This window comes from Clostridium fessum, assembly GCF_027698965.1.
Classification (GTDB): domain Bacteria; phylum Bacillota; class Clostridia; order Lachnospirales; family Lachnospiraceae; genus Otoolea; species Otoolea fessa.
Genome location: NZ_JAQEQF010000002.1, coordinates 254,954 through 278,390 on the forward strand (window position 1 = coordinate 254,954; position 23,437 = coordinate 278,390).

21 protein-coding genes are annotated in these 23,437 nt (G+C 50.6%); 2 read left to right on the forward strand and 19 right to left on the reverse strand.

Annotated elements, in window-relative coordinates:
* Position 1: 1 nt before the first annotated feature.
* The 11 genes from PG862_RS03875 to PG862_RS03925 form a co-directional block, all read right to left on the reverse strand.
* Positions 2–1,615, reverse strand: a complete 1,614-nt coding sequence (locus PG862_RS03875; protein ID WP_270706563.1) for a cobyric acid synthase — start codon at positions 1,613–1,615, stop codon at positions 2–4.
* Positions 1,616–1,904: 289 nt separating this feature from the next.
* On the reverse strand, positions 1,905–3,092 hold the full coding sequence (locus PG862_RS03880; protein WP_270706565.1) for a pyridoxal phosphate-dependent aminotransferase: 1,188 nt from the start codon (positions 3,090–3,092) through the stop codon (positions 1,905–1,907).
* 250 nt (positions 3,093–3,342) lie between these two features.
* Positions 3,343–4,362, reverse strand: a complete 1,020-nt coding sequence (cbiB, locus tag PG862_RS03885; RefSeq protein ID WP_243023716.1) for an adenosylcobinamide-phosphate synthase CbiB — start codon at positions 4,360–4,362, stop codon at positions 3,343–3,345.
* Between the two features lie 23 nt (positions 4,363–4,385).
* Positions 4,386–4,844, reverse strand: coding sequence for a bifunctional adenosylcobinamide kinase/adenosylcobinamide-phosphate guanylyltransferase (locus tag PG862_RS03890; RefSeq protein WP_118472659.1), 459 nt, complete (start codon positions 4,842–4,844; stop codon positions 4,386–4,388).
* A gap of 15 nt (positions 4,845–4,859) precedes the next feature.
* Positions 4,860–5,645 (reverse strand): adenosylcobinamide-GDP ribazoletransferase, encoded by a 786-nt coding sequence (locus tag PG862_RS03895; protein ID WP_270706567.1) that lies wholly within the window; start codon positions 5,643–5,645, stop codon positions 4,860–4,862.
* Positions 5,646–5,716: 71 nt separating this feature from the next.
* A complete protein-coding gene (locus PG862_RS03900; RefSeq protein WP_118742568.1) occupies positions 5,717–6,358 on the reverse strand; it encodes a bifunctional adenosylcobinamide kinase/adenosylcobinamide-phosphate guanylyltransferase in 642 nt (213 codons plus the stop codon).
* A gap of 87 nt (positions 6,359–6,445) precedes the next feature.
* Positions 6,446–7,588 (reverse strand): nicotinate-nucleotide--dimethylbenzimidazole phosphoribosyltransferase, encoded by a 1,143-nt coding sequence (cobT, locus tag PG862_RS03905; RefSeq protein WP_117795496.1) that lies wholly within the window; start codon positions 7,586–7,588, stop codon positions 6,446–6,448.
* 282 nt (positions 7,589–7,870) lie between these two features.
* Positions 7,871–9,247 carry a TolC family protein gene (locus PG862_RS03910; RefSeq protein WP_270706568.1) on the reverse strand — a complete coding sequence of 459 codons (1,377 nt, stop codon included), beginning with the start codon at positions 9,245–9,247 and terminating at the stop codon, positions 7,871–7,873.
* A 14-nt stretch (positions 9,248–9,261) separates the two neighbouring features.
* A complete protein-coding gene (locus PG862_RS03915) occupies positions 9,262–10,452 on the reverse strand; it encodes a TolC family protein (RefSeq protein ID WP_270706570.1) in 1,191 nt (396 codons plus the stop codon).
* 57 nt (positions 10,453–10,509) lie between these two features.
* Positions 10,510–13,518, reverse strand: coding sequence for an efflux RND transporter permease subunit (locus PG862_RS03920; RefSeq protein WP_270706571.1), 3,009 nt, complete (start codon positions 13,516–13,518; stop codon positions 10,510–10,512).
* A gap of 19 nt (positions 13,519–13,537) precedes the next feature.
* A complete protein-coding gene (locus tag PG862_RS03925; RefSeq protein ID WP_270706573.1) occupies positions 13,538–14,830 on the reverse strand; it encodes an efflux RND transporter periplasmic adaptor subunit in 1,293 nt (430 codons plus the stop codon).
* Between the two features lie 207 nt (positions 14,831–15,037).
* Here PG862_RS03925 and PG862_RS03930 point away from each other — a divergent pair, with 207 nt between their 5' ends.
* Both PG862_RS03930 and PG862_RS03935 read left to right on the forward strand, forming a co-directional pair.
* The gene (locus PG862_RS03930) at positions 15,038–15,715 is read left to right on the forward strand and encodes a response regulator transcription factor (protein WP_022360261.1); all 678 of its coding nucleotides are present in this window, start codon (positions 15,038–15,040) and stop codon (positions 15,713–15,715) included.
* Positions 15,712–16,779: a HAMP domain-containing sensor histidine kinase gene (locus PG862_RS03935; RefSeq protein ID WP_270706575.1), complete on the forward strand. Its 1,068-nt coding sequence runs from the start codon at positions 15,712–15,714 to the stop codon at positions 16,777–16,779. Before PG862_RS03930 ends, PG862_RS03935 begins: the two co-directional genes overlap by 4 nt.
* Before the next feature lie 268 nt (positions 16,780–17,047).
* Here PG862_RS03935 and PG862_RS03940 read toward each other — a convergent pair whose 3' ends face one another.
* From PG862_RS03940 to gmk, 8 genes are all read right to left on the reverse strand, one after another.
* Positions 17,048–17,452, reverse strand: coding sequence for a GerW family sporulation protein (locus PG862_RS03940; protein WP_022360264.1), 405 nt, complete (start codon positions 17,450–17,452; stop codon positions 17,048–17,050).
* Between the two features lies 1 nt (position 17,453).
* Entirely contained in the window at positions 17,454–18,551 is a 1,098-nt protein-coding gene (locus PG862_RS03945) for a hypothetical protein (protein WP_270706577.1), read from the reverse strand.
* A 122-nt stretch (positions 18,552–18,673) separates the two neighbouring features.
* The gene (locus PG862_RS03950) at positions 18,674–19,012 is read right to left on the reverse strand and encodes a hypothetical protein (RefSeq protein ID WP_270706578.1); all 339 of its coding nucleotides are present in this window, start codon (positions 19,010–19,012) and stop codon (positions 18,674–18,676) included.
* A gap of 103 nt (positions 19,013–19,115) precedes the next feature.
* Positions 19,116–20,369: a competence/damage-inducible protein A gene (locus PG862_RS03955; protein ID WP_270706580.1), complete on the reverse strand. Its 1,254-nt coding sequence runs from the start codon at positions 20,367–20,369 to the stop codon at positions 19,116–19,118.
* A 1-nt stretch (position 20,370) separates the two neighbouring features.
* Complete coding sequence (gene pgsA, locus PG862_RS03960) at positions 20,371–20,913, reverse strand: CDP-diacylglycerol--glycerol-3-phosphate 3-phosphatidyltransferase (RefSeq protein ID WP_270706582.1); 543 nt, start codon at positions 20,911–20,913, stop codon at positions 20,371–20,373.
* Positions 20,897–22,240, reverse strand: a complete 1,344-nt coding sequence (gene rimO / locus PG862_RS03965; RefSeq protein WP_270706584.1) for a 30S ribosomal protein S12 methylthiotransferase RimO — start codon at positions 22,238–22,240, stop codon at positions 20,897–20,899. The genes pgsA and rimO overlap by 17 nt, the downstream gene beginning before the upstream one ends.
* 274 nt (positions 22,241–22,514) lie before the next feature.
* Positions 22,515–22,769, reverse strand: a complete 255-nt coding sequence (rpoZ, locus tag PG862_RS03970) for a DNA-directed RNA polymerase subunit omega (protein ID WP_022360270.1) — start codon at positions 22,767–22,769, stop codon at positions 22,515–22,517.
* A gap of 17 nt (positions 22,770–22,786) precedes the next feature.
* Positions 22,787–23,407: a guanylate kinase gene (gene gmk, locus PG862_RS03975; protein ID WP_022360271.1), complete on the reverse strand. Its 621-nt coding sequence runs from the start codon at positions 23,405–23,407 to the stop codon at positions 22,787–22,789.
* Between the last annotated feature and the right edge of the window lie 30 nt (positions 23,408–23,437).

Consider the following 23,437-nt stretch of genomic DNA (forward strand, 5'->3'; position numbering starts at 1 on the left):
TCTACACTCCCTCTTCCAGAATCCGGTAAATTGCTTCCATATCCAAGTACTTCCGCATCGTGTCTGCCAGCCGGTTGTACTGCTCTTCCCGGTATTTCTCATAATCAAACGATAATCCGCTGACTTCCGGCTCCATTCCTTTTTCTTTCATCAGCGCACAGACAATCGTCTCCGCCACCTCTGCCTTGTCAAAAATGCCGTGGACGTAAGTGCCGTAAAGGTTGTCCCGGCAGCAGCCATCCTGTTTTTCAGTGTGGTTTCCCGCCTGTTCTTCCCTGAGTTTCAATAAACTATGATTTACGGCTTTTTCCTGCTCCTTGATCACGTTCTTAACAATATCACCGCCGACAGATGATGTCTCTCCCATATGTATTTCATATCCTTCCGCCTCCATCCCCGAAAGCCCGGAAAAGATACCGCTGACCGTCCCGAAACATCCCTTGACCTGTGTCCTGGTCTTTTCTTCCTGAAACTGTGTCTGTAACGGCAGAAGTCCCATACCGGAGATCGTACGCCCAGGCACACCCGCCTCGGTTCCTTCCTGATCTGACAGCGTCTGTCCCATCATCTGATAGCCGCCGCAGATGCCCCAGATCGGCGTTCCTCCGGCTGCTTTCTTTAAAACTGCCGCTTCCAGACCATTCTGCCGCATCCAGAGCAGATCCTCGATCGTATTCTTCGTTCCCGGAAGAACAATCAGATCCGGTCGTCCCAGCTCAGACAGGCGGCTCACATAACGCACCGAAACGCCGGGGATCGGGTCAAATACGTTCAGATCAGTGAAATTGGATAAACGCGGAAAGCGGATGGCTGCAATGTCGATCCATGCCTCTACATGTTTTTCAGATGACTCGTTTTCCTGTTTAAGGGTATTATTCCGCCCTGTGGATGAAAGGCGGCTGCTTAAGCTATCCTCGTCCTCGATATCCACGTCCATGTACGGAACGACGCCGACCACCGGAATCTTGCATAATTTCTCGATCATCTCAACACCTGGATCCAGGATCGTCTTATCGCCGCGGAATTTGTTGATGATAAGCCCCTTTACCATCGCCTGTTCATCCGGTTCCAGAAGCGCTACCGTTCCATAGAGCTGTGCAAACACGCCGCCCCGGTCGATGTCCCCGGCAAGCAGCACCGGCGCACCCGCCATGCGCGCCATTCCCATGTTCACGATATCATCCGATTTTAAGTTGATCTCCGCCGGGCTGCCGGCGCCCTCGATCACGATGATATCGTACTGTTCGGACAAGTGCTGAAACGCTTTCTTGATTTCCGGGATTAGCTGCTTTTTATACTTGAAATATTCCTTCGCGGGCATTGTGCCGATCGGGACACCGCGCACGATCACCTGAGAACCGACATCGCTGGATGGCTTTAAGAGAATCGGATTCATGTCCACCGATGGCTCACAGCCCGCCGCCTGCGCCTGCACTACCTGTGCGCGTCCCATTTCCAATCCCTCGCTGGTAATATAGGAGTTCAGCGCCATATTCTGCGATTTAAACGGCGCCACGCGGTAGCCGTCCTGCTTGAAAATCCGGCAGAGTCCCGCCGCCAGCAGGCTTTTTCCCGCATTGGACATCGTTCCCTGTATCATGATTGCTTTTGCCACGGTGAAATCCTCCTTATTTTTGAGTGTCTTACCAAATAATGGTTGCTCAAAGCTATTTAATTCGAAGCTATTTTGTGCTTAACCGAAACTATTTTTCTGCCATTTGTCCTTTCAAATGACAGAGGCTATTTTATGGGTTCGTGTAACTGTTCAGTACCTTCACAGTCACGCGCAAAAATCCATTAAAAATTGCCTACGGCAATGGGATTTTTGCCTGCTGGCCCATGTTTTCGTACGGTCAGCGCAGTAAATGCGCAGACCTACTGAACAGTTATGGGTTCGTTTTATATTACAAATTCACATCGTGTTTTTCTTCAGATTGTACCTCTTTCAAAATATTTATCAACCTTTCATTTTCTCCTCGGTTCCGCACCGCCACCCGGTAATAATGACGGTTCAGCCCTTCAAAATTCTCACAGGCGCGAATCAAAATGCCATGCTCTAAACACCCCTGTTTGTAATCGCGCGAATCCTCATCCGGCGAACGGAACAACAGATAATTTGTCTGGGACGGATAAACGATAAATCCCAGTTCTTCCAGTTTTTCCGCCAGCCGCGGACGTTCCGTCTGCAAAGATTTAACCGTCCATTCCAGCAGATTTCCTTCTGAATGAGCCGCCAGTACCGCAAATGCCGCCACCCCGCCCGCCTGTGCCGGAGCCGAGACACTCCACGGCTGGCGGAACTTCTCGAGGCGTTCCCGGAGTCCGGCATTGGAGATGATGCCATAGCCCAGGCGAAGGCCTGCCATTGAGCAAATTTTGGTCAAGGCATTTAAGAGAATAACGTGATCTCCAACACCATTTAACAAATTTCCAACAAACGAACATTCTCTCCGTGTATCCAAAAACCACTGAAAACACTCGTCCAGCATAAGCCAGGTATGTGTTTCCCGGCAGACCTCCGCCAACCTTTCCAGCTCGGTGGCTGAAATAGCGCGCCCTGTCGGGTTATTGGGATTTCCGAGAATCAATATTTTTTCCCAGACGTTTTCATGTTTAGAGGATAAAGTTGGGACCGAATCTATCTTCGATGCATCCCCAGAGCCATCGCAAAGCATGGCATACAATTCTTCCCTCGTACTCTCCAGGGAAAATCCATTTTCTTCCCTTAAATGAAGCCACCGGATCTTGCAGCCGCACATCCGAAGCGCCTGCTCATACTCCGAAAATCCCGGTGCCAGCAAAATCGCCTGTTTGGGCCGAATCGCTGAGACAACTGCATATAAAATATCCGAAGCACCGTTTCCAAACACGAGCCAGTCCTTCGGAATCGGCGTGCCGTCTGCCTCATAAAAAGCAGCCGCTGCACGCCGCAGCTTCCGGCATAAAGCATCCGGATATTGTTCCCAAGCAGCCGACGATGCTATCACAGCATCACGGACAGCCTGCGGCATTCCAAGACGATTTGTATTGACTGAAAAATCTAACTCTACGGCTGCATCACCGTAAATATCGCCGCCGTGCGTGTATGGCATAGATGCTTCCTCCCTGTTGTTCCCTCTTTTTATATATTCTTTATCTGTTTACTGTTCTCTTATTTCGTTCTGTTTTGTAATTGTTCAGTAGGTCTGCGCATTTACTGCGCTGACCGTACGAAAACATGGGCCAGCAGGCAAAAATCTCATTGCCGCAGGCAATTTTTAATGGATTTTTGCGCGTGACTGTGAAGGTACTGAACAGTTACTCTGTTTTTAATATTTTTATCATTCCGGAATTCTTCCAATTCTATAAAAACAGAATCACACCGCGCACCACCAACGCAATAATCCCCATGATTCCCGCCGCTCCATACATCAGGCGGTTGACCCGGCGGATGTCCTGCGGTTCAATCGGGTGTATCTCATCACCGATATATGGCTTCGGAACTAACTTGCCGAAATACCAGGCATCGCCCGCCAGTCGCAAGCCCAGCGCGCCGGCGCATGCCGACTCGGTCTGCGCGGAATTGGGGCTTTTGTGGTTCCGGCGATCACGCCGCCAGATACGGTAAGCATTCTTTCCGTCATATCGTAAAAGGTATGCAGAGACTATCAATAAAAGCGCTGCCAGACGCGACGGAATCAGGTTTACCAGATCGTCCAGTTTTGCTGCCGCGCGTCCAAAATGCAGATATCTGTCATTTTTATATCCGACCATCGAATCCATCGTGTTGACTGCCTTGTACAGCCAGCCAAGAAGCGGACCTCCGATCGCCAGATAAAACAAAGGCGCAATCACTCCATCCGACGCATTTTCCGCTACCGTCTCAACTGCCGCCCGTGCGATCCCCGCCTCTGAAAGAGGTTTCGTATCGCGCCCGACAATCATCGACACTGCATAGCGGGCTCCCTCGGTCTCTCCCGCCTCCAGCTTCCGGCAGACCGCCATGCTCTCATCCCGCAGGGAGCGCGCCGCCAGCAGATAGTAAGTCATGACCGCCTCGACTACTGTCTGAATCCAGCTGCCGCCCAGATGGGAAATCCAGAGGATTCCGCCTGCCACACTGCCTGTCACAAGCAGCACCAAACACACAAAAAGAACGCCCGCGCGGCGTTCCCCCCGTTCCGTTGCATGCTTTTTTCCAGCTGGACGCAAATATTTTTCCAGCCACACAATCAGATTTCCGATCGCCCGAACCGGATGCGGCATCGAATGCGGATCACCCAGGCACAGATCCAGAAGATAACCTGCCAGAATCGCAGCTAAGTGATATCCGACCATTCTACCTTCTATCATTCCTGTCAATACTTTACTGATTGCTGTCATTTTGTCTACTCCCAACTATTCTTTTATTTGATCCGCATTCCCAGACCGCAGATAACCCGGTGCACTTCCTCCGAATACGCGGCGATCCGCTGGCAAATGCGCCCGTCTGTCTCCCGGTAATCGCGCTCAAATGCTTCCATCGGCACAATGCCGCAGCCGATTTCATCCGCCGTCACGAATGCATCCGGATTTTCCTGCATCAGGCGTTCTGCAAACACGTATGGATCGCGCCCGGCTTCCATCTCACGCCTCACAAACAGTTCAAAATGCGTGATCAGATCCGCCTGCATGATCGTCTGTTCGTCCGTTTCTAATCTCCCATCCGCGATGCGTGCCGTAACTCTACACGCTTCTGGATTTTTCGATCGATTCAGAACGGTGGATAAGTCTTTTGTTTTCCTCCGTTCCAAAGTACGTTTTTCCCACAATTTCATCGCATACGCTGTCTTTCCTTGTTCCCTGCCGCCAATTATAAAAATCATTCTGCTTTTCCTCGCTTAAAAATTCAAAAACCGCAGGCACGTACCTGCCAGCCGCATCGCCGCCAGCACCAGCACCACATTCCGCTCGCAGCTCTGCAGAAAATGCCCTGCCAGATCGCCGTTGATGCCGCCAAATTCCCGCATGGAAAAACGATAATAGCAAACGAAAGTCGCAAGTGCTGTTAAGGCTGCCAGAGCGCCGCGCAGATGTCCCCAGTAAATCATCCAGCTGATCGCCAACACTGTTAAAACTGCCATACTCACGCGAACAACCTTTGTCTCGGCACTTCTGGAAAATTCAGCGGCAAGCCCGTCCTTTTTCGCCTTTGGAAATGCCACCACCGAATAGCCGCTGCAGGCGCGTTCCAGCATAAGCGCCCCCGGCAGCAGCCACACATCTGCTCCCACAAGCTCAGAAACTGCCCCCGCATAGAGAAGCAGGTACAACCCCAGACCGATGATCGCAAACGCCCCTGTATGGGGATCTTTTAAAATCGCCAGCTTTTTTTCCCGCTCGCCGTAGGAATGGCGCGCATCCGTCACATCGAGATACCCGTCCATATGGATTCCACCGGTAATCAATAGTGGAACCGCCGTCAACAGGCAGGTCCGGAACAGAACTCCAGCACCCAAAATTTCACAGAGCGCAAACGTGGCTATCTCTACCGCCCCGATCACCGCCCCGATCAGCGGGAAAAAACAGAGCGCATAGCGCATCCGCTCTTCCGTCCAGTCCATGCGCGGCATCGGAATGCGTGAATACATGGAAAATGCAATGACAAAACTTCCTATCAGATTCAATCTTCGATCCCCCTGACTCTATTCTGGCAACCATAACTTTAGCAGGCATTCCGCTCTGTTCCACTCACTGACTACCCTACATCTTTTGTCCTTTCATCGGCTGAAAAAACAGGTATTGACACCGCAAGCGGAATTCCATACACCACTTCCGTCACTGAATCCGCCATCTGTCCCAGTTCCCGGTTGATCCGTCCCAGAAGCTCTATGTACCGCTCCGATTCCGGATCATACGTCACACCGTCCGAAAAGATCTCATTCGTTACAATGATAAGGTCATGACACTGTTTTTGCAAGCGTTTTATTCCTTGAAGAATCCGCTCTTGCGCACCATTTTCCTGAGCATAAAATTCATTGAGGACAAGGTTGGACATACATTCAAGGAGAAGCACTGGTTTTTGTGCCACTCGGCAGGACTCCCAGCGCTTCAAACTATCGTTTTCCTGTTCATCGTCCAAACCAGCCGAATTGGACTCTTCGAATCTCTCCTCTAATTCTAATGTTTCTAACCCCGTATACCGCTCAATCGTCTCAAACCCTTTTGCCGCGCGCATCCGCCGATGGCGCTCCACCCGTTTTCTGCCTTCATCATCCCAAATCCGCATCGTCGCCAGATACCAGAGTGTCCCACCGTTCCCGTTCCGGCACTGCACGGCAATCTGTTCGGCATATTCGGACTTACCGCTGCCACTGCCGCCTGTAACTATATATAACATCGTTCATTTATCCTCTTTTTCACCGAATTGCAGCAGTTTCCATGCTTTAAAAACATACGCAAAAAATGTTTTAATCCGTATATCTCATCACACCAGCGGCTTATATTCCTCTATTTCCATCTCCGCAAACGTATCCATATCCCGGTAAATGGACAGCGCCATATCCAGCAGTGGAAACAGCGCCAGCGCCCCTGTACCTTCTCCGAGTCGAAGTCCCGCCTGGATAGCCGGAGTTACTCCTATCAAATCAAGCAGCCAGATAGACGCCGGTTCCGCCGATACATGGGCTGCCAGCATATAGTCCGTCGCTGCCGGTGCAATTCTTCCAGCAGCTGCCGCCGCAGCAGCCGCGATAACCCCGTCAATCACAACCGGAACATGATAGATGGCACCGCCCAAAAAAGCACCTGCCATCGCCGCCAGATCGAATCCACCTACCTTTTGCAATACCTCCATGCCATCCATGGGATCCGGGTGATGCAGTCCGATTCCACGCCGGATTACCTCCGTTTTCCGTTTCAATCCAGCCGAATCTAAACCCGCCCCAGCTCCAGTGACAAGTTCTGGATCCTTTTGCAGCAGAACCGATGCGACCGCACTGCTGGTCGTCGTATTGCCGATCCCCATTTCACCCACTGCAGACAAGCGGTACCCCTGCTCCTTCAGCACACGCACTGCATCGATTCCCGTCAAAATGGCTGTCAACACCTCCTGGCGCGTCATCGCTGCTGCTTTTGTAAAATTGGAAGTCCCGCGCCGGATTTTCCGTTCTGTCAGGGGATGAAGTTTCCCCTGATGTTCCACCTCACAGGCGATTCCTATATCGATCGGAAACACGTCCGTTTCTGCCTTTTCTGCCATCAGGCAGGAGCAGCTCCTCCCGCGTGTCATATTCGAAACAACTGCCGCTGTAACCTCCTGCCCGGTCTGTGATACCCCTTCTTCAACCACCCCATTATCCGCGCAAAAAATCAAAAGCGCACGCTTGGAGAAGTCTGGCACTTTCTCCCCCTGCGCTGCCGCCGCCCGCACAATATCTTCCTCCAGGACTCCCAGACTGCCAAGCGGTTTTGCCACATGCCCCCAATGCTTTTCTGCCTGCTCCCGGATTGTCTTGTCCGCTGGTACAATCTGTTTCTTAAGCTGGTCAAACCGTATTTCCAGCTCTTTTTCCGAAAAATGTCGAAAATCTTCCAGGGATTCCAATGTCTTCATATTCTCCTGCTGCATCTATATGTTCCTCCCGTTTTCGTTTCCGCCCTTTTCCATGGGGCCGTGAACGGGCGTACCCTTTCAGTCTATCGTTTACCGGTTCAAAATTCCGCCTATGATTGTACCATTGACCGGAACAATACGCAAATACAAATTTGTTCTCACACCGAAAGCATGAAAACAGTAACAAAACGACACCCCCATCCGGGCAGTGCCGTTTTTTTCAAACCCATCTTATAAAATTCCATTTCACGTATCCATACAAAACATACGATCTTAGGAAACGCAATCATTTAATCCTCACGCAACCCCTTTCAACATCCACTCATACGCATCATATGCCGTCCGCAGGGAAATCTCGGCAGTCTCTAGTTCTGCTTTTTTCTGCAGATAGGACGCCTCGCCCTGTAAATACGTTGCTTTATTGATCGCGCCGGACTGATACTTAATCTGGGTGGCGCCGTATGTTTTTTCGGCAGACTGGTAGGCTGCCTGCGCCGCGTCACGTTCTAGGCTTAATGCCGCTATCTCAGCGTACTGCTCATCCGCTGAGGCGCTTGCGGCGCTCTCGGCTTCCTCGATCTGCTGGTGGCGCAGCTTGCGCGCTGCATCTCCGGTTGCGGAGGATCGTCTGGCTGATTTGACACTGGAACTTGCAACGACAGCTGCCGCGCGGTCCGCATCCAGATTCATAGAAGCCAGTTCCGTTGCCGATACGGCTGGAATTTCCCCCAGCGTAATAGAAGTTCCGCTCTTTCCAAGTAAAATGGCAAGCTGACGCAGCGCCTTATTTGCCTGATCGGTAGTGGATTGTAATGCTGTCTGGGCGCTTAACAGGTTTTTCTGAGCCTGCAGCAGATCCGTCTCCGTGCAAAGCCCCGCTGCCAGTTCCCGCTCTTTGCGATCTGCCTGCGCCTGATAGTTCTCTGCCGTCTTGGCAGCCGCCTCCACCTCGTCCTGAAGCTGCCGGCAGGTGCCCCACTGCATCTGTGCGGTCTTTACGACCTGCCAGACCGTCCGGTTTCTGGACGCACGGCTTGACGCCGAATTTAAGGAAGTGAGCGACTTTTTATACTGCTTCGCTGCCATCGACAGCGTTTGTGCATTTCGCTCATAGGTGCCGATCAGTGCCTCATCTCCGCCCGCATCTTCGAGCTCATCTGCTTTATAGTTCATATCCCGGGCACCGGAAATCATCGCATCGTAGGCTTCCTGGTAGACGGCAAGGCTGTCCTGATAACTGTAATCGGCGCTGACAGCCGTTCCATTGCCGCGCCGCACCAGCACCTCCAGTTCCCCGTACTCTATCACAGAATCCGCTAGCTGTTCCTCCGTATAGGAGCCGGACTGGCTGGCGATCGTGTTGTCTGCGCTGTTTTCGGTTATGGTGCCATCTTCCAGCGCCGGACCATCTGCCTCGCTGTCTGAATCACTTTCTGTGCCGGAAATCAAAGGCGTTTTCGCCGCCTGCGCCGGGCTCGATACAAGAATACAAGCCGCCAGGGCAATTCCGATCGAACGACTCAATCTGCTTTTTCCGATTCGTTTCACATTATAACCGTCCAGATGCACATCCAAAGCACTTGCACCGCTTCGGTCTCTTTCTTGCCCCTTGCGCATCTTTTGCTCTGTCCCAGCTTCCGCGTTCATCCATTTTCCTTTCAGATTTCGCATCATCCGCCCACCCCTTTCTACTGCGTGGACGCCAGTCCGCCCACCGCCCACTGGTAGGCGAGCTGCGCCTGGAGAAGCGACATCGCTGCCGTCTCTTTTGCCACGGATGCCGATTCATAGGAATAGGTTGCGCTCTGGTATGCGTTCTGGCTGATAAGTCCGGCTGCCAGCTTGCGGTCGTTGGTCTGTTTCGTCTTTTCTTCTAATTCAAGGCTGCGTTTTGCCTGTTCATACTGTGCCTCAGACAACTTCAGATTCTGATAAACCGACTGGACATTCGACTTGACTGCCTCCTTCCCGCTGGTCAGAGTTGTCTGGTACTGCTCTTTAAGGGTGCTTGTCATCGCATTGTTGACCTGACGTGCCAGAATCTTTAACTGATAATTATTTTCCTGTGCTTTCGCAATGTCCTCTTCGAGGTTGACCGATGCACTCATCTGTTCCTGCGGGTCCGGTAATGCACCGATTTCTACTGATGCGCCATATTTCCATCCAAGCATCTGGCACAGGGATTCCTTCGTCGATGCAATATTGCTCTCCGCCGTCGTGATGGACGCCTGCGCCTTTAAAAGAGTCTCCTTGGCATCCAGCACATCCGTCTGGGTCGCGCTTCCGGATGAAAGCTTTAAATTTGCCGTCTCATAGTCTTTTTCTGCCTTGGACACCTGGTTCTGCACACTCTTTAAGTTTTCCTGGGCATTCCAGTACTGGATCATCAGGTTCTGCGCCTGCTGTACCAACGATTTCTCGGTCTGCGTATACCCCCACGCCTTAACATTCGCATCATCGACGTTATTATCGCCCTGCTCGCGCATCTGGGTCGCGGAAGCCTCGCTTCTCTGTGCTGCTGCCAGTGCGGAACCATAATTCGCATCATCTGAATCCGGGTACTCGATACTGCTCTCGATCTCATCTGCCGCGTCATAATATTCCTGCGCGATCTCATTGCTGTCTTTGCCCTGATAATCCTTGTACTCGATCTGGTTCTTCTCCACCGTGCTGTTGTACTCATGGATCAAGTCAGCAATCTCATCAAACTCGAGCTTATCATCCTGCAGCGAAGCCCATTTTTCTGTGGAATATGCAAATTGCGGGCTGGCTGCCAATACCTGGACCGGCGCACCTGCCGCCAGAAAAAGCCCCAGTGAGCAGGCTACTGCACCGGCCGCCATCCGATGCTTCAGACATATTTTTTTATTTCGATTCATGTATGTCACTCCATTCCGATATATCTGATTTTAACAATTATCCTATTCTGTTTCCAATTAATCTATGTCCGGTATCTCTTCCTTCGGTTTCCGGCTCAGCAGTGCGTAATATACTGGAACCATGAAGAGCGCGACAATCACACCTGCGCTCAGACCGCCGATATCTACGATCGCCAGACCCTGTGTCGTGGAACCGCTGCTTCCGATTGCCAGTGCCATCGGAATCATCGAGAGGATGGTTGTCATACTTGTCATCAGAATCGGTCGGATACGGGTCGCACCTGCCTCGATGAGCGCTGTCCGCAGATCCATCGTGGAGCGATACTGGTTGACCGTATCCACGTAGAGAATACCGTTATTTACAACAGTTCCGACCAGAATCAGGAAGCCAAGCAGGGACGTCATACTGATGCTGACGCCGGTCAGCTTCAGTAATCCGAAGGAACCAACCAAACTGAACGGGATGGTCGTCATAACCATGATGGAAAACTTCACAGACTCAAACTGTGCCGCCATGACAACGAATACCAGGAAGACTGCAATCGCAATCGCGCGGTACAGGGAGCTGAACTCACTCTTCATCATACGGTCACGGCTGTTCTGCCCAATGCTGATTGTACCGCTTAAGTTCGGAGTAATTACCTCACTGTTGATTTGCTGCTGTACATTATCACCGGTGTAATCGGCAGAGATTGTGATCTCATATGCACCGTCGGTTCTGGAAATCGAAGCCGGACTGTCCTCAAATACGACATTTGCCACATCGGTCAGTGCCACCTTCTGTCCGTTTGTTCCCGTCAAAATAATATCTTTTATGTTATCAACTGTCTCGTACTCGCCCTCCGGATACTCAACCGTTACCGTAATGTCCTCGCCGTCAATTTTAAGTGTCGTCGCGTCGATACCACTCAACATCTGGTTAATCGTCGTTCCGATACTGGAAGCCGTGAGTCCATACGCCTTTGCCATGACTGGATCAATCTTCAGGGTAATGATCGGTGCATTATTCTCAATACTGGAATGGATGTTGATGACATCCGTTCTTGCTGTCATTTCCTTGACAATCTTATCACTAACTTCTTTTAATTCATCATACTGCGTGCCGTGAAGAATCACTTCATAGCCGCGCTGTCTTCCCATGAAGCTCATGGAAGTCGATGCCGATACGTCGATCGTACAGTTTGCAATGTTATCCATCTCTTTCTGCCACTGATCGGCTACATCGTCTGTTTTCATGGTACGGTCATCTTTCAGATAGGCACTGATCTCGCCGCTGTCTCCGTTGTAACGCAGCATGTACGAATCAACCTGGTTGCTCGCGGAAACAATCGCCTCCGCTTCTGCCAGCGCCTCCTCGATCTTTTCCTGTTTCAGACCCGGACGCGTCTCAATGCTGACACTGACCGTACCGGTATCATCCGATGTCATCAGCTCCGTCTGCATTCCGCTCGCCAGAATTACCGTCAGTACAAGTACCAGAACCGAAAATCCCATAACCATCGCTTTGTGGTTTAACAGACGGTCCATGATGCCGCGGTACCATTTCTGTAAACGTTCAATCGGACGTCCCATCAGGGCGCGCTTCGCCTCGCTCGGTTTATAGAACAGATAGCACAATGGAACCACCGTCATCGCAGAAAGCAGGGACGCCGACATACAGAACACGATCGTGAATCCCAGCGGCTTGAACATCTGTCCGGTCATACCGTTTAAGAATGCCAGCGGCAGGAATACGACACAGGTCGTGATCGTCGAACCGATGATCGAGTTGATGACAATGCCGGTTCCGTGAAGCGCTGCTGAAAAATAGCCAAGCGCCCCCTTGTCTTCCTGCTCCGCCGTTGCACGGAAACAGCTCTCCAGTACAACGATCGAGTTATCGACCATCATGCCGACGCCGAGTACCAGCGCACTCATCGTGATAACGTTCAACGAAAATCCTGCCATCGTGATCGCAATCAAGGACATCAAAATCGAAGTCGGAATCGAGCTTCCGACGATCAGGGACGCCTTATAATCGCCAAAGAACAGAAAAATGATGAACATGGAGATGATAACCGCCAGAACCATTGTCTTTGCTACGTCTTTTAAGGAATCAAGAATCGTGTCAGATGTATCATTTGCAACCGTGATCGTCAGATCCGAATCATCTGCCATCAATTCTTCAACTTTCTCTTTTACAGCCGAGGACACTTCCATATCTGTGCTGTCCTGCTGCTTCTGAATCGAAACGGAGATCGTCTCCTGACCGTTGTAACGGGAAATGCCGCCCCGGTCTTTCGTTGCCTCATACACATTTGCCACATCCGACAGAGAAATAATCTGTCCTGCCGGCGTCTTGATTGGAATATCCTGCAGCTCATTTACCTGTTCTGTTTTTAAGGAGGTAGTAACGGAAAGCTCCAGATTTCCGGCATCTGCCTCACCCGACGGGGATGCCACGTTTGCATCGCTGATCGCACTCGCAACATCCTGCATGGTCAGATTGTACTGATCCATTTTTTCAGACTGCAATTCAATGCTGACGTACTTAGAAGAACCGCCTCGCGTCTCAATTTTTGCAATTGAAGAAATTCGCTCTAATTCAGGTACTATCTTCTGATCCACATAATCGTAGAGGTTTGTCTGCGTCTTATGTGAAATCGAAAGCATCATGCTGTCTCCTTGATTGGAGTTCATCGACATAACGCTCGGTTCCACATCATCTGGAAGCGCCCGCTGGATATTGTCCAGTTTCTGCTTTAAGTTGTCATACGCCTCATCCATATCGGTGCCGTAATCGTACTGAAGCATGATCATCGAACGTCCATCGCTCGATGTGGAGGAAATCGTGTCCACGCCTTCCATCGTGCCGATCGCCTCCTCGATCGGTTCGGTTACCAGCTCGCTGATATCCTCCGGTCCTGCGCCTGAATAATTTGCCATGATAATCAGCATCGGCGTCTCCATATCCGGCATCTGCTCCAGCTTTGCCGAAAAGACCGATGAAATACCGAATACAACCAGACACAACAGAGCCATGACAGTAGTAACCGGATGTTTCAGGATATATTTCGTTACTCCCATGTCTTACATTCCTCCTGTCCTACTGTTTCTGTCCATTTTTTGCATCGTTCGGAGCACCTGCACCACCCGCAGGCTGATCGTTTCCGCCATCTGCCGGAGCGCCCGCTTTCTGTCCATTTTCAGAGCCTGCCGGGGCATCGGCTTTCTGGTTTCCAGCTTCATCCGCTGCTGCCGCATCTGTTTCTTCACCCTTTAAGTTAACGGTTGAACCCTCATAAAGCTGGGAACTCCATGTACTGATGACGAGCTCATCTGCCGTCAGCCCCGACTTGATCTCCGCCAGCTCTGTATTATAAAGCCCCACTTCGACTTCCACTTTATGTACCGTTCCGTCCTGGTAAACATAGACATTTCCAACGCCGTTATCATAGTAGATCGCATCTACCGGCACGGTCATGACATTCTCTGCACGCTCAGAAGTTACTGTTACCTTGACAGTACTTCCCGTTGAAAGGCTGTTCGCCTCCGGCAGCTCTGCTTTTATCTTAAACAGACCGTTGCTCTCGTCCGCCATGCTGCTGACATCGGTAATCACACCATCATAAGTCGTTCCACCTTTTACAATCGTCATCGCGTCGCCCTGGTTTAAGTTGCTCATAACACGCTCGGATACGTAGAACGATACCCGTTTATCTCCCTCACCGGAGATAACGCAGAGCTGCGCCTGCTGGTTGACATGATCATATACATCAATATCCATCGTCTCAATCTTGCCGGAGATCGGTGCGGTCACGGAACTGTATTCCACCTGACGGTCGTAGTTTAATTTTGCCGATTCATAATTTAACTGTGCCGTCTTCGCCTGGTTCTGGTACTGCTCCCATTCCTGATCAGAAATATCTCCTCCCTGATAAAGAAGCTGCATACGGCTTAAATTGCTCTGTGCCTCGGTCAGGTTAACAGAGGCGGAGTCCATCGCATTTTTCGCCGTCTCAACCTGTTCGGTATTGATCGTACAGAGAAGCTGACCCGCTGTTACCATATCACCGACGCTGACGTTGACGCCCGTCACATCGCCGGATGCCTTCGCATAGACATAGACAACGTCCGATGCCTCGACAGTACCGGATGTGCTGGTTGTCCGCTCGATCGTTCCGATCTTTGGATTCTCAGCCGCAACCGTCGCCACATTGTCCATCTGCGTGTCCTGCATGCCGCCCGGACCTCCCGGACCGCCGCCTGGACCTCCTTTGCTGCCGCCCTTGAAACGCATAAAAAGCGCCGTAAGTACGATCAGCACCACCACCGCGATGATGGCTGTTTTCTTTTTATTCTGCTTTGCCGCTTCCATCAGAGAAGATAGTTTACTCATTTCGCATATTCCTTTCTGGTTTTTCCTAATTGTCCCTAGTATAACATCCCATTTTTAAACGAGTTTCAACTACATATAAACTGAATGTAAACGAACCATGAAAAAAATGTGTTGCACCGTTCACAATCAGTTTAAACTTATGTGGTATACTATGAGCACTTATGATATTACATCTTTTTAATTGAATTATAGGGAGGATTTACGGATATGTTTCACATTCTCGTGGTAGAAGATGATGCGAAACTGCGTTCCCTGTTCTGCACGGTACTCACCAACAATGGTTATCTGGCGCTTCCGGCAGAAAGCGGCGAAAAAGCATTATCTCTTTTAGATTCTGAATATGTAGATCTCATTATTTCGGATATTATGATGTCCGGAATGGACGGATATGAACTGATTGATCACCTGCGGACGAGTGGATTTACGATGCCGATCCTGATTATCACCGCCAAAGAGCGCTTCGAAGACAAGCAGCGCGGCTTTCAGGCAGGCACGGATGACTACATGGTGAAGCCGATCGATGTCAATGAGATGGTTCTGCGGGTTGGCGCCCTGCTCAAACGCGCCAAGATCGCGACGGAGCATCGGATTGTCTGCCAAAATACGATTCTCGACTACGATGCACTGACGGTCACGGTCAACGGGCAGGAGACGCTTCTGCCGCAGAAAGAATTTTATCTTCTATATAAATTACTTTCTTATCCAAATAAGATTTTCACGAGGCAGCAGCTCATGGACGAAATCTGGGGGCTTGACTCGACAACCGACGAACGGACGGTCGATGTGCATGTCAACCGGCTGCGCGAACGGTTTAAAAACTGCGATGATTTTATCATCATGACCGTGCGGGGTCTCGGCTATAAGGCGGTGAAAACAGAAGCATGATCAGCAAGAACTTTACCAAATATTTCCAGATTCCACTCTACTGGCTGACCCTCCTGGTCTTTTTCTTCCTGGTGTCCTCGTTGATACCGATGCTGACCGGATATTTTGTCTCGCTGCTCACAAGCGGAACAGATAAACACGAAGTTTTTCGGATTTTCGGTCCGAATTTTCCGCGCCTGATGTCATTTTTGAGCAGCCTTGCTTTCAGTATCGCGCTGTCGCTGTTCCTCTGGTCGAAAATCCTCCGCCCGATCGGTTCCATAAGCCTTGCCGCTAAGCAGGTAGCAGACGGAGACTTTTCTGTTCATGTGCCAAATTCGAAGTCTTTACAGGCGATCTGTGAACTAACCGACAATTTTAACCGTATGGTGCAGGAGTTAAACAGCATCGAATCGCTGCGAAATGATTTCGTGACCACGGTTTCCCATGAGTTCAAGACACCGCTCGCCGCCATCGAGGGCTATGCGACATTGCTGCAGGATCCATCTCTCTCAGAGGCGGACCGGAATGAATACACGCGCATCATCATCGACAGCACGCGCCAGCTCACCACGATGACCGGCAACATTCTTCTGCTTTCCCGCCTGGAAAAGCAGGAGATCGTGACTGGCCGCACGACGTTCAGCCTCGACGAACAAATCCGTCAGGCGATTCTTCTGCTGGAACCGCTCTGGGAGAAAAAGCATCTGAATCTCGACATTGATTTGACGGCGTGCAAATTTTACGGCAACTGTGAGATGCTGCAGCAGGTCTGGATCAATCTCCTGCAAAATGCCATCAAATTCACCCCGGCTGGCGGTATGCTTTCTGCCAAACTCGTTATCACAGGAGATAAGGTGCGTGTCTCCATCCGCGATACCGGCGTCGGCATGGATGACGCCACGATGAAACGGATCTTTGAAAAATTTTACAGCAGGAACTCTGATCCCAATGAAAAGGGCAACGGGCTGGGACTTTCCATCACGAAACGGATCATCGACCTGATGCACGGTACCATCGAGGTATCCAGCCAGGTGGACGAGGGTAGCTGCTTTACAGTGATTCTGCCGCTTGAAAAAGCATAGAATCTCATCGGCAAAACATATTGTACCCGACAATCATCAGAGAAATGGCGATGCTGACCCATAGAAAATTCTTTGGGAAAATGAGCACCAGGGTCATGCCAAATCCCATTGAAAAAAGGACTAAACCAAATAAACGCTTCATAGAATGATACCTCTCTGAAATGTCTGTTTTCAAAAGAAGTTAAATAGCAGGCGATCATTGCCAGAGACATCTGACATTCGATCGTGTGCTATGATCATTCTATGAAGCGTTTTGATTTTAATTTCTTTATTTCTTCTCTTCCATCTCGCCCGCCATTTTCTCAGCTGTCTGCATCGTCTCCGCATCGATCGGTCCGGTGCTTCCGCCGACAAATTTATTGACGAGATCCGGTGCCATGTCGAGAACCTTGGTCAATGCATCCTGATGCTTGATATTGACCACCTTCGTCATGCCATTCTGAATGACCAGCACCGCGCTCGGCGTCATCTTGGCGCTCATGCCACCCGCATTCTTCTCTTTCGCCGACTGACCAAACGCGCCCGCCGCCATGCCGCAGGTTACATCCACGAGTGGAAGTATAATCGCATCGCCAACTGTCACCGGCTCTCCCACGACTGTCTTCGTCGTGACGAACTCATCCATACCCTGAAATAATGCACCGATTGTCGATGCAAACTGATTGTCTGCCATATTATCTTCCTCCTCGGTTTCTATATTTATAAACCTGTGTCCGTACATTCTTATCCATCCAGATCCGAAGCGCCATCAATGCCAGCACGCCAATCTGGACTCTGCCCCGGAACGAAAGCTCCCCGTCCAGCGCATTTGCATCCATGACCGGAGTCAAATCAACCTTCTTTCCGTAAACTGGATACAAAAAAGCCGCCACACTCAAAATTTGTCCCATCAAATAAGGATCCTCCACGCCAAACGTAACCTGCCCGGACAGCTTTCTGGGAAATATATGCCGCAGAATTCGCATGAGCTGGCGTTTGATCAGGCGAAATGACTTCTGATTTTCTTCATTTTCTATAAATGCAAGGACGGATTGGCGTTTGTGCTCCAGGTTGTTGATTCGGGTAAGCAGCTTTGAGAGGGATTGCCGCAGGGCGCTCCATTTTTGTTTGAACCAGCTAATGATTCTATGAAGGAACGATTCACGCTTTTCCTGGCTGGGATTTGATTTTAATTCATTCTTTGCCCGATGCGTTTCTCCTTCTGCCTCGGACACTCCCGCCTCCTTCACATCTGGAAATGCATCTGCATTCTTCACAGCTGGAGACATTTCCGCCTCCCTCTGCGCACTCCGTCTCTTCACCGCCTCCTCCAGCAGCCTGGCCGTTTCCTCTGCTTTCTCGATCGCGGCGTCTGTCTTCTCCGATGCTGCTTCCGCCCGCAAAATCAGTTCACCGGTGTCTAAATCATCATCCTCTGTTTTCTCCTGCGCATTTACAAATTCCAGCTCATCCGAATCCGCTGCCTGCGTGCCTTCCCGCACACGCCCAGATTCCGTATCTTTCTCTTCACTCTCACTCCCGAAAATCCGGAATCCAAACAACTTAACCGCATATCGAAGCCCATTTTCATAAGCAATCCGCAGCGACACCGCATGAAGCAGCCAATGGATATGCAGATGCACGCCAAAATCCTTGATACTGTGGTAGCTTCCGTTCCCCCGGTATCGAATCGGGACAAATAAAACCGCCAACAGGCACAGAAACAACAGTCCCAGAATGACAAGAAGCAGGATTCCGAGTATTTTCAAGATTATGAACAAAATATGCAGCAATCCATCCCCTCCCACTTCTTATTCTTTCATTGACAAATTCATGTATCAGCTCTGTATCATATGATGTTGGGGTCAAAAGACATTTTCAGTCCAAAAAAACTTCATCAAAGGCTGCAAAATACTTACCTCTTTTTCCTCAACCTGTCTTCCTTCTCTCTCAGATACGTCTTCACATCCAATCCACCCGTCTCGCGGTACGTCTCATCCACAATCCGCCCCACCGTCTCCACGGCATCCTGGTAGCCCGCGCCGACCCCTACGATCAGCAGATCCGCCTGCTCCCGGTAATAATTCTGCCGGAGCACATAGGCAGGCAGGATATCAAGCAGGTTGTGTCCGCCTGAGGCAGGCGTGATCACGTGAACGCCCGGCTGTACCTTTCCGAGGCGGAGTTTCTGTAGAATCGAAAAACGATGCTTTTTAGCAGTTTCTCCCAGATACAGATATTTATACCAAATCATCGTCCCCGCCTCCTAAAAAAGGAGAGCCTGATCCATGGCGCTCTAAAAACAGCTCATTTCCGGCTATTTTTCCCCGCCTGTCAGCTCTCCCTCCTTTACATGATCAATCTTTTTTATAATTCTTAATAATCGACCGTCTCAGCAGATCCAGTGCCTGAATCACCGTCTGCTCACGCACCTTCTCGCGGTTTCCGCGGAAATGGTATTCCTCTACTTTGACTTTATCCTTCATATAACATGCGATATAGACGAGTCCCACCGGTTTCTCCTCGGTTCCGCCGTCCGGTCCGGCGATGCCGGTCACAGCGATACAGGCATCCGCATCCGTCGTAAATACACCGCCTGCAGCCATCTCACGCGCCGTCTGTTCGCTGACCGCGCCGTATTTTTTCAGGGTCGCCTTGCTGACGCCCAGGATCTTTTTCTTTGCCTTGTTGGAATACGTCACGTATCCCTCGTTAAAGACCTCTGAGGCCCCCGGCACGTTGACGATGCGTCCGGCGATCAGACCGCCTGTGCAGGACTCTGCGGTTGTCACAGTCAGGTCGTATTTCTTTAAGAGGCGGACAACGACATCCTCCAGATTCTCATGCTCATCCGTCGTGTAAACCGCATTACCGAACCGTTTCTTGATCTCTTTGATAACCGGTTTTAACAGCTGTTTTGCCGCGTCTTCGCTCTCGGCTCTCGCGGTCACGCGCAGATGTACTTCTTTCGTCTTTGCATAGGTCGCAATCGTCGGGTTCGTCTGCTGGTCGATGAGGTCGAGAAGCATCTCCTCCACCTTGCTCTCCCCGTATCCGCAGATTTTGAGCATCTGGGAATAGATCACACAGTCAGATCGTTTCTGAATATAAGCACAAACCTGATCTTCCACCATCGGATACAGTTCGTTCGGCGGTCCCGGAAGAAGAATCGCGGTCTTACCGTTTTTCTCCAGGGCAAGTCCCGGAGCTGTGCCGTTTGTGTTGGAAAATACCACCGCGCCCTCCGGCACCAGCGCCTGACGCCAGTTGCTATCCGGAATATCGGTGCGCTTGCGCTGCCGGTACCAGTCCTCCAGATGTGCCCGCACCTTTGGATCCTCGACTAACGGCATTCCCATCAGCTCCGCGCAGACATCCTTCGTGATATCATCCTCCGTCGGTCCCAGACCGCCGCCGATGATAACGAGATCGGCTCTTGAGAGCGCCGTCCGGAAGACTTCTGTCATGCGCTCCCGGTTGTCCCCTACCGTCGTCTGGTAATAGACGTTAAGCCCCAGCTTTGCACACGTTTCCGATAAATACTGCGCATTGGTATTGACGATATTGCCAAGCAGCAGCTCTGTTCCTACCGAGATCAGTTCGACTATCATATCAGATACTCCCTTCTGTCAGTATTTTATGATTCTTGTAAATATAATCAACAAGTGACACAATCGTCAGCACCAGCGCGATCCAGACACAGATCGTCGTGACAAACGCAAGCGCCGGAATATCCAGAATCAACAACACCACCGATACCATCTGAAACGTCGTCTTAAATTTGCCCCAATAGCTGGCGGCGATGACAACTCCGTTGTCCGAGGCGATCAGACGGAATCCGCTGATGATAAACTCCCGGCTGATGATGATGATAACCATCCAGGCTGGAAGCGCGTTCAGCTCAATCAGGCAGATGAGCGCCGAGCACACTAGAAGCTTGTCCGCGAGCGGATCCATAAATTTTCCAAAGTTCGTAACCAGATTGTACTTTCTGGCAATCTTTCCATCCAGAAGATCGGTCAGGCTGGCTATGATAAACAGTGCCAGTGCAATCATACGGAAGGTACGGTTTTCACCATTCTGCCAGAGAAGGAAAAACACAAAAAACGGAATCATGATGACGCGAAGCGTCGTAAGCTTATTCGGTAAATTCATCAGCCAACTCTCCTATCAAATCATATTCGAGTGCTCCCGTTACGCGGACACGGCAGAAATCGCCGGACATCAGCGGAACATCCGCATTGACAAAAATCAAACCATCTACGTTCGGCGCGTCCTTATAGGTACGTCCCACGAAAGCATTCTCGTCTGCCACTTTTCCCTCGATCATAACCTCAAGCACACGGTCTTTCATATCCTCGGCTTTCTCAAAGGCAATCTCCTGCTGCAGCTCCATGATCTCGTCGCGGCGGTCTTCCTTGACCTCCTGCGGTACCTGATCCGGATATCCGGCTGCCGGTGTGTCCTCTTCTGCAGAGTATGCAAACACGCCCAGGCGGTCAAATTCCATCTCATCGACGAACCGCATCAGTTCCTCATGATCCTCCTGTGTCTCACCCGGGAAACCGGAAATTAAGGTCGTGCGGAGTGCAATATCTGGGATCTCTTCCCGCAGATGCGCGATCCGCTCCCGAAGCTCCGCCTGATTCGTACGGCGCCCCATCCGCTTGAGAACGGCATCGCTCGCGTGCTGGATCGGAATATCCAGATAATGACAGACTTTTTCTTCCGTTTTGATCGCCTGAATCAACTCCTCGGTGATCTCCTCCGGATAACAGTACTGGATACGGATCCATTCGATTCCATCGATCTGTGCCAGTTCGTGTAAAAGTTTCGGCAGGGTCTTCTCTCCATACAAATCCACGCCGTAAAGCGTCGTCTCCTGTGCGACAAGAATCAGTTCCTTCACACCCTGATCCGCGAGCTCCCTTGCCTCTGCGAGAAGCTGCTCCATCGGCACACTGCGGTACGGTCCGCGCAGGGACGGGATAATACAATAGGTACACCGTTTGTTACAGCCCTCGGAAATCTTTAAAAAAGCATAATGTCCGCCGGTCGTCACCAGACGTTTGCTCCGCATCTTCGTCTCCGGAAGTTCGGACAAATCGTGAAAATCAGATACCCGCTCGCCCTTCAGCGCCTCCGCCAGCACCTTGCTGACCTCATCATAGCTGGTCGTACCGAGAATACCGTCCACCTCCGGCACCTCCTGCAGGATCTCTTCCTTGTAACGCTGTGCCATACAGCCGCTGACTAAGAGCGCCTTGCAGGTTCCGCTCTTTTTGTACTCTGCCATCTCTAAGATAGTGTTGACACTCTCCTCCTTGGCATCGTTGATAAAGCAGCAGGTATTGACCAGAATGACATCTGCCTCCTGCTCGTCATCGGTAAACGTGTACCCATCCTGGCTCAGCGAACCCAGCATACGCTCTGCATCAACCAGGTTTTTATCGCAGCCAAGGGATATACAAAGTAATTTCATTCAATTCTCTCCTAATACCATATTTAAAAAATTTCTGTAACCATAATCGATTTGAACCGTCACAAAAATTCTATATCGTAACTGTTCAGTACCTTCACAGTCACGCGCAAAAAACCATTAAAAATTGCCTACGGCAATGGAATTTTTGACTGCTGGCCCATGTTTTCGTACGGTCAGCGCAGTAAATGCGCAGACCTACTGAACAGTTACTCTATATCTAAGAAAAGACCATCTCCATGTACATAATGAACACGGGACGGTCTTCTGTCACCTTTTAGACCTCTTCCTCCGGGGAATCGTTCTCTGCTACAATTTTAACCTTAGAATGGTACAGCTCGTCGATCGCGATCGAAAGCGGTTTTCTTCCATTCTCAATGACCAGTGCCTCATCACCGGCGATCAGCTGTCTTGCACGCTTTGCAGTCGCAATTACGATGGAGTAACGGCTCTGAATCAGCGGTTCTTTCCCCGGCTCAGCCTCTTTGTTTACAACATTAATTAAGTCAAGATATGACGGACGCAGCATCATAATACATCTTTCTCCTTTCAGAATTGCTTCATCTCTTCTTTTATTTTTTCAATCAAAGTCTTGTGATTTTCTGTTCTGGCATGCATCGCCTGAATCAGTGCGTGCATTTCTTCTACACAGCGGTCTACCTCATCATTCACCAGAATGAAATCGTAGTCATCCATCTGCTTGGACTCCTCCGCTGCTCTCGAAAGCCGTGCGGCAATCTTCTCAGGTGTCTCGGTTCCACGACCTGCCAGCCGGTTTCTAAGCTCCCCGGCACTCGGCGGCGTGACAAAAATGAGAACTGCCTCCGGGAATTTCTTCTTGATTTTCAGGGCACCCTGAATCTCAATCTCCAAAAGGACATCCTTGCCCGCTTTCAGGTTGGAAAACACATACTCCTTCGGTGTGCCGTAATAGTTTCCGACATACTGGGCGTATTCGACCAGCTCATCGTGTTCGATCATCTGTTCGAACTCTTCCCGGGTCTTAAAGAAATACTCTCTTCCATCAACCTCGCCCTCGCGCGGTGCACGGGTGGTCGCGGAGATGGAAAGGGCATAATTGTCATACCGCTCCAGCAATGCACGCATCAATGTTCCCTTGCCTGCCCCTGAAAATCCGGATATAACTGCCAGTACTCCCTGATTATCCATATATTTCGCCTGCTTTCTAAATTCTATCTA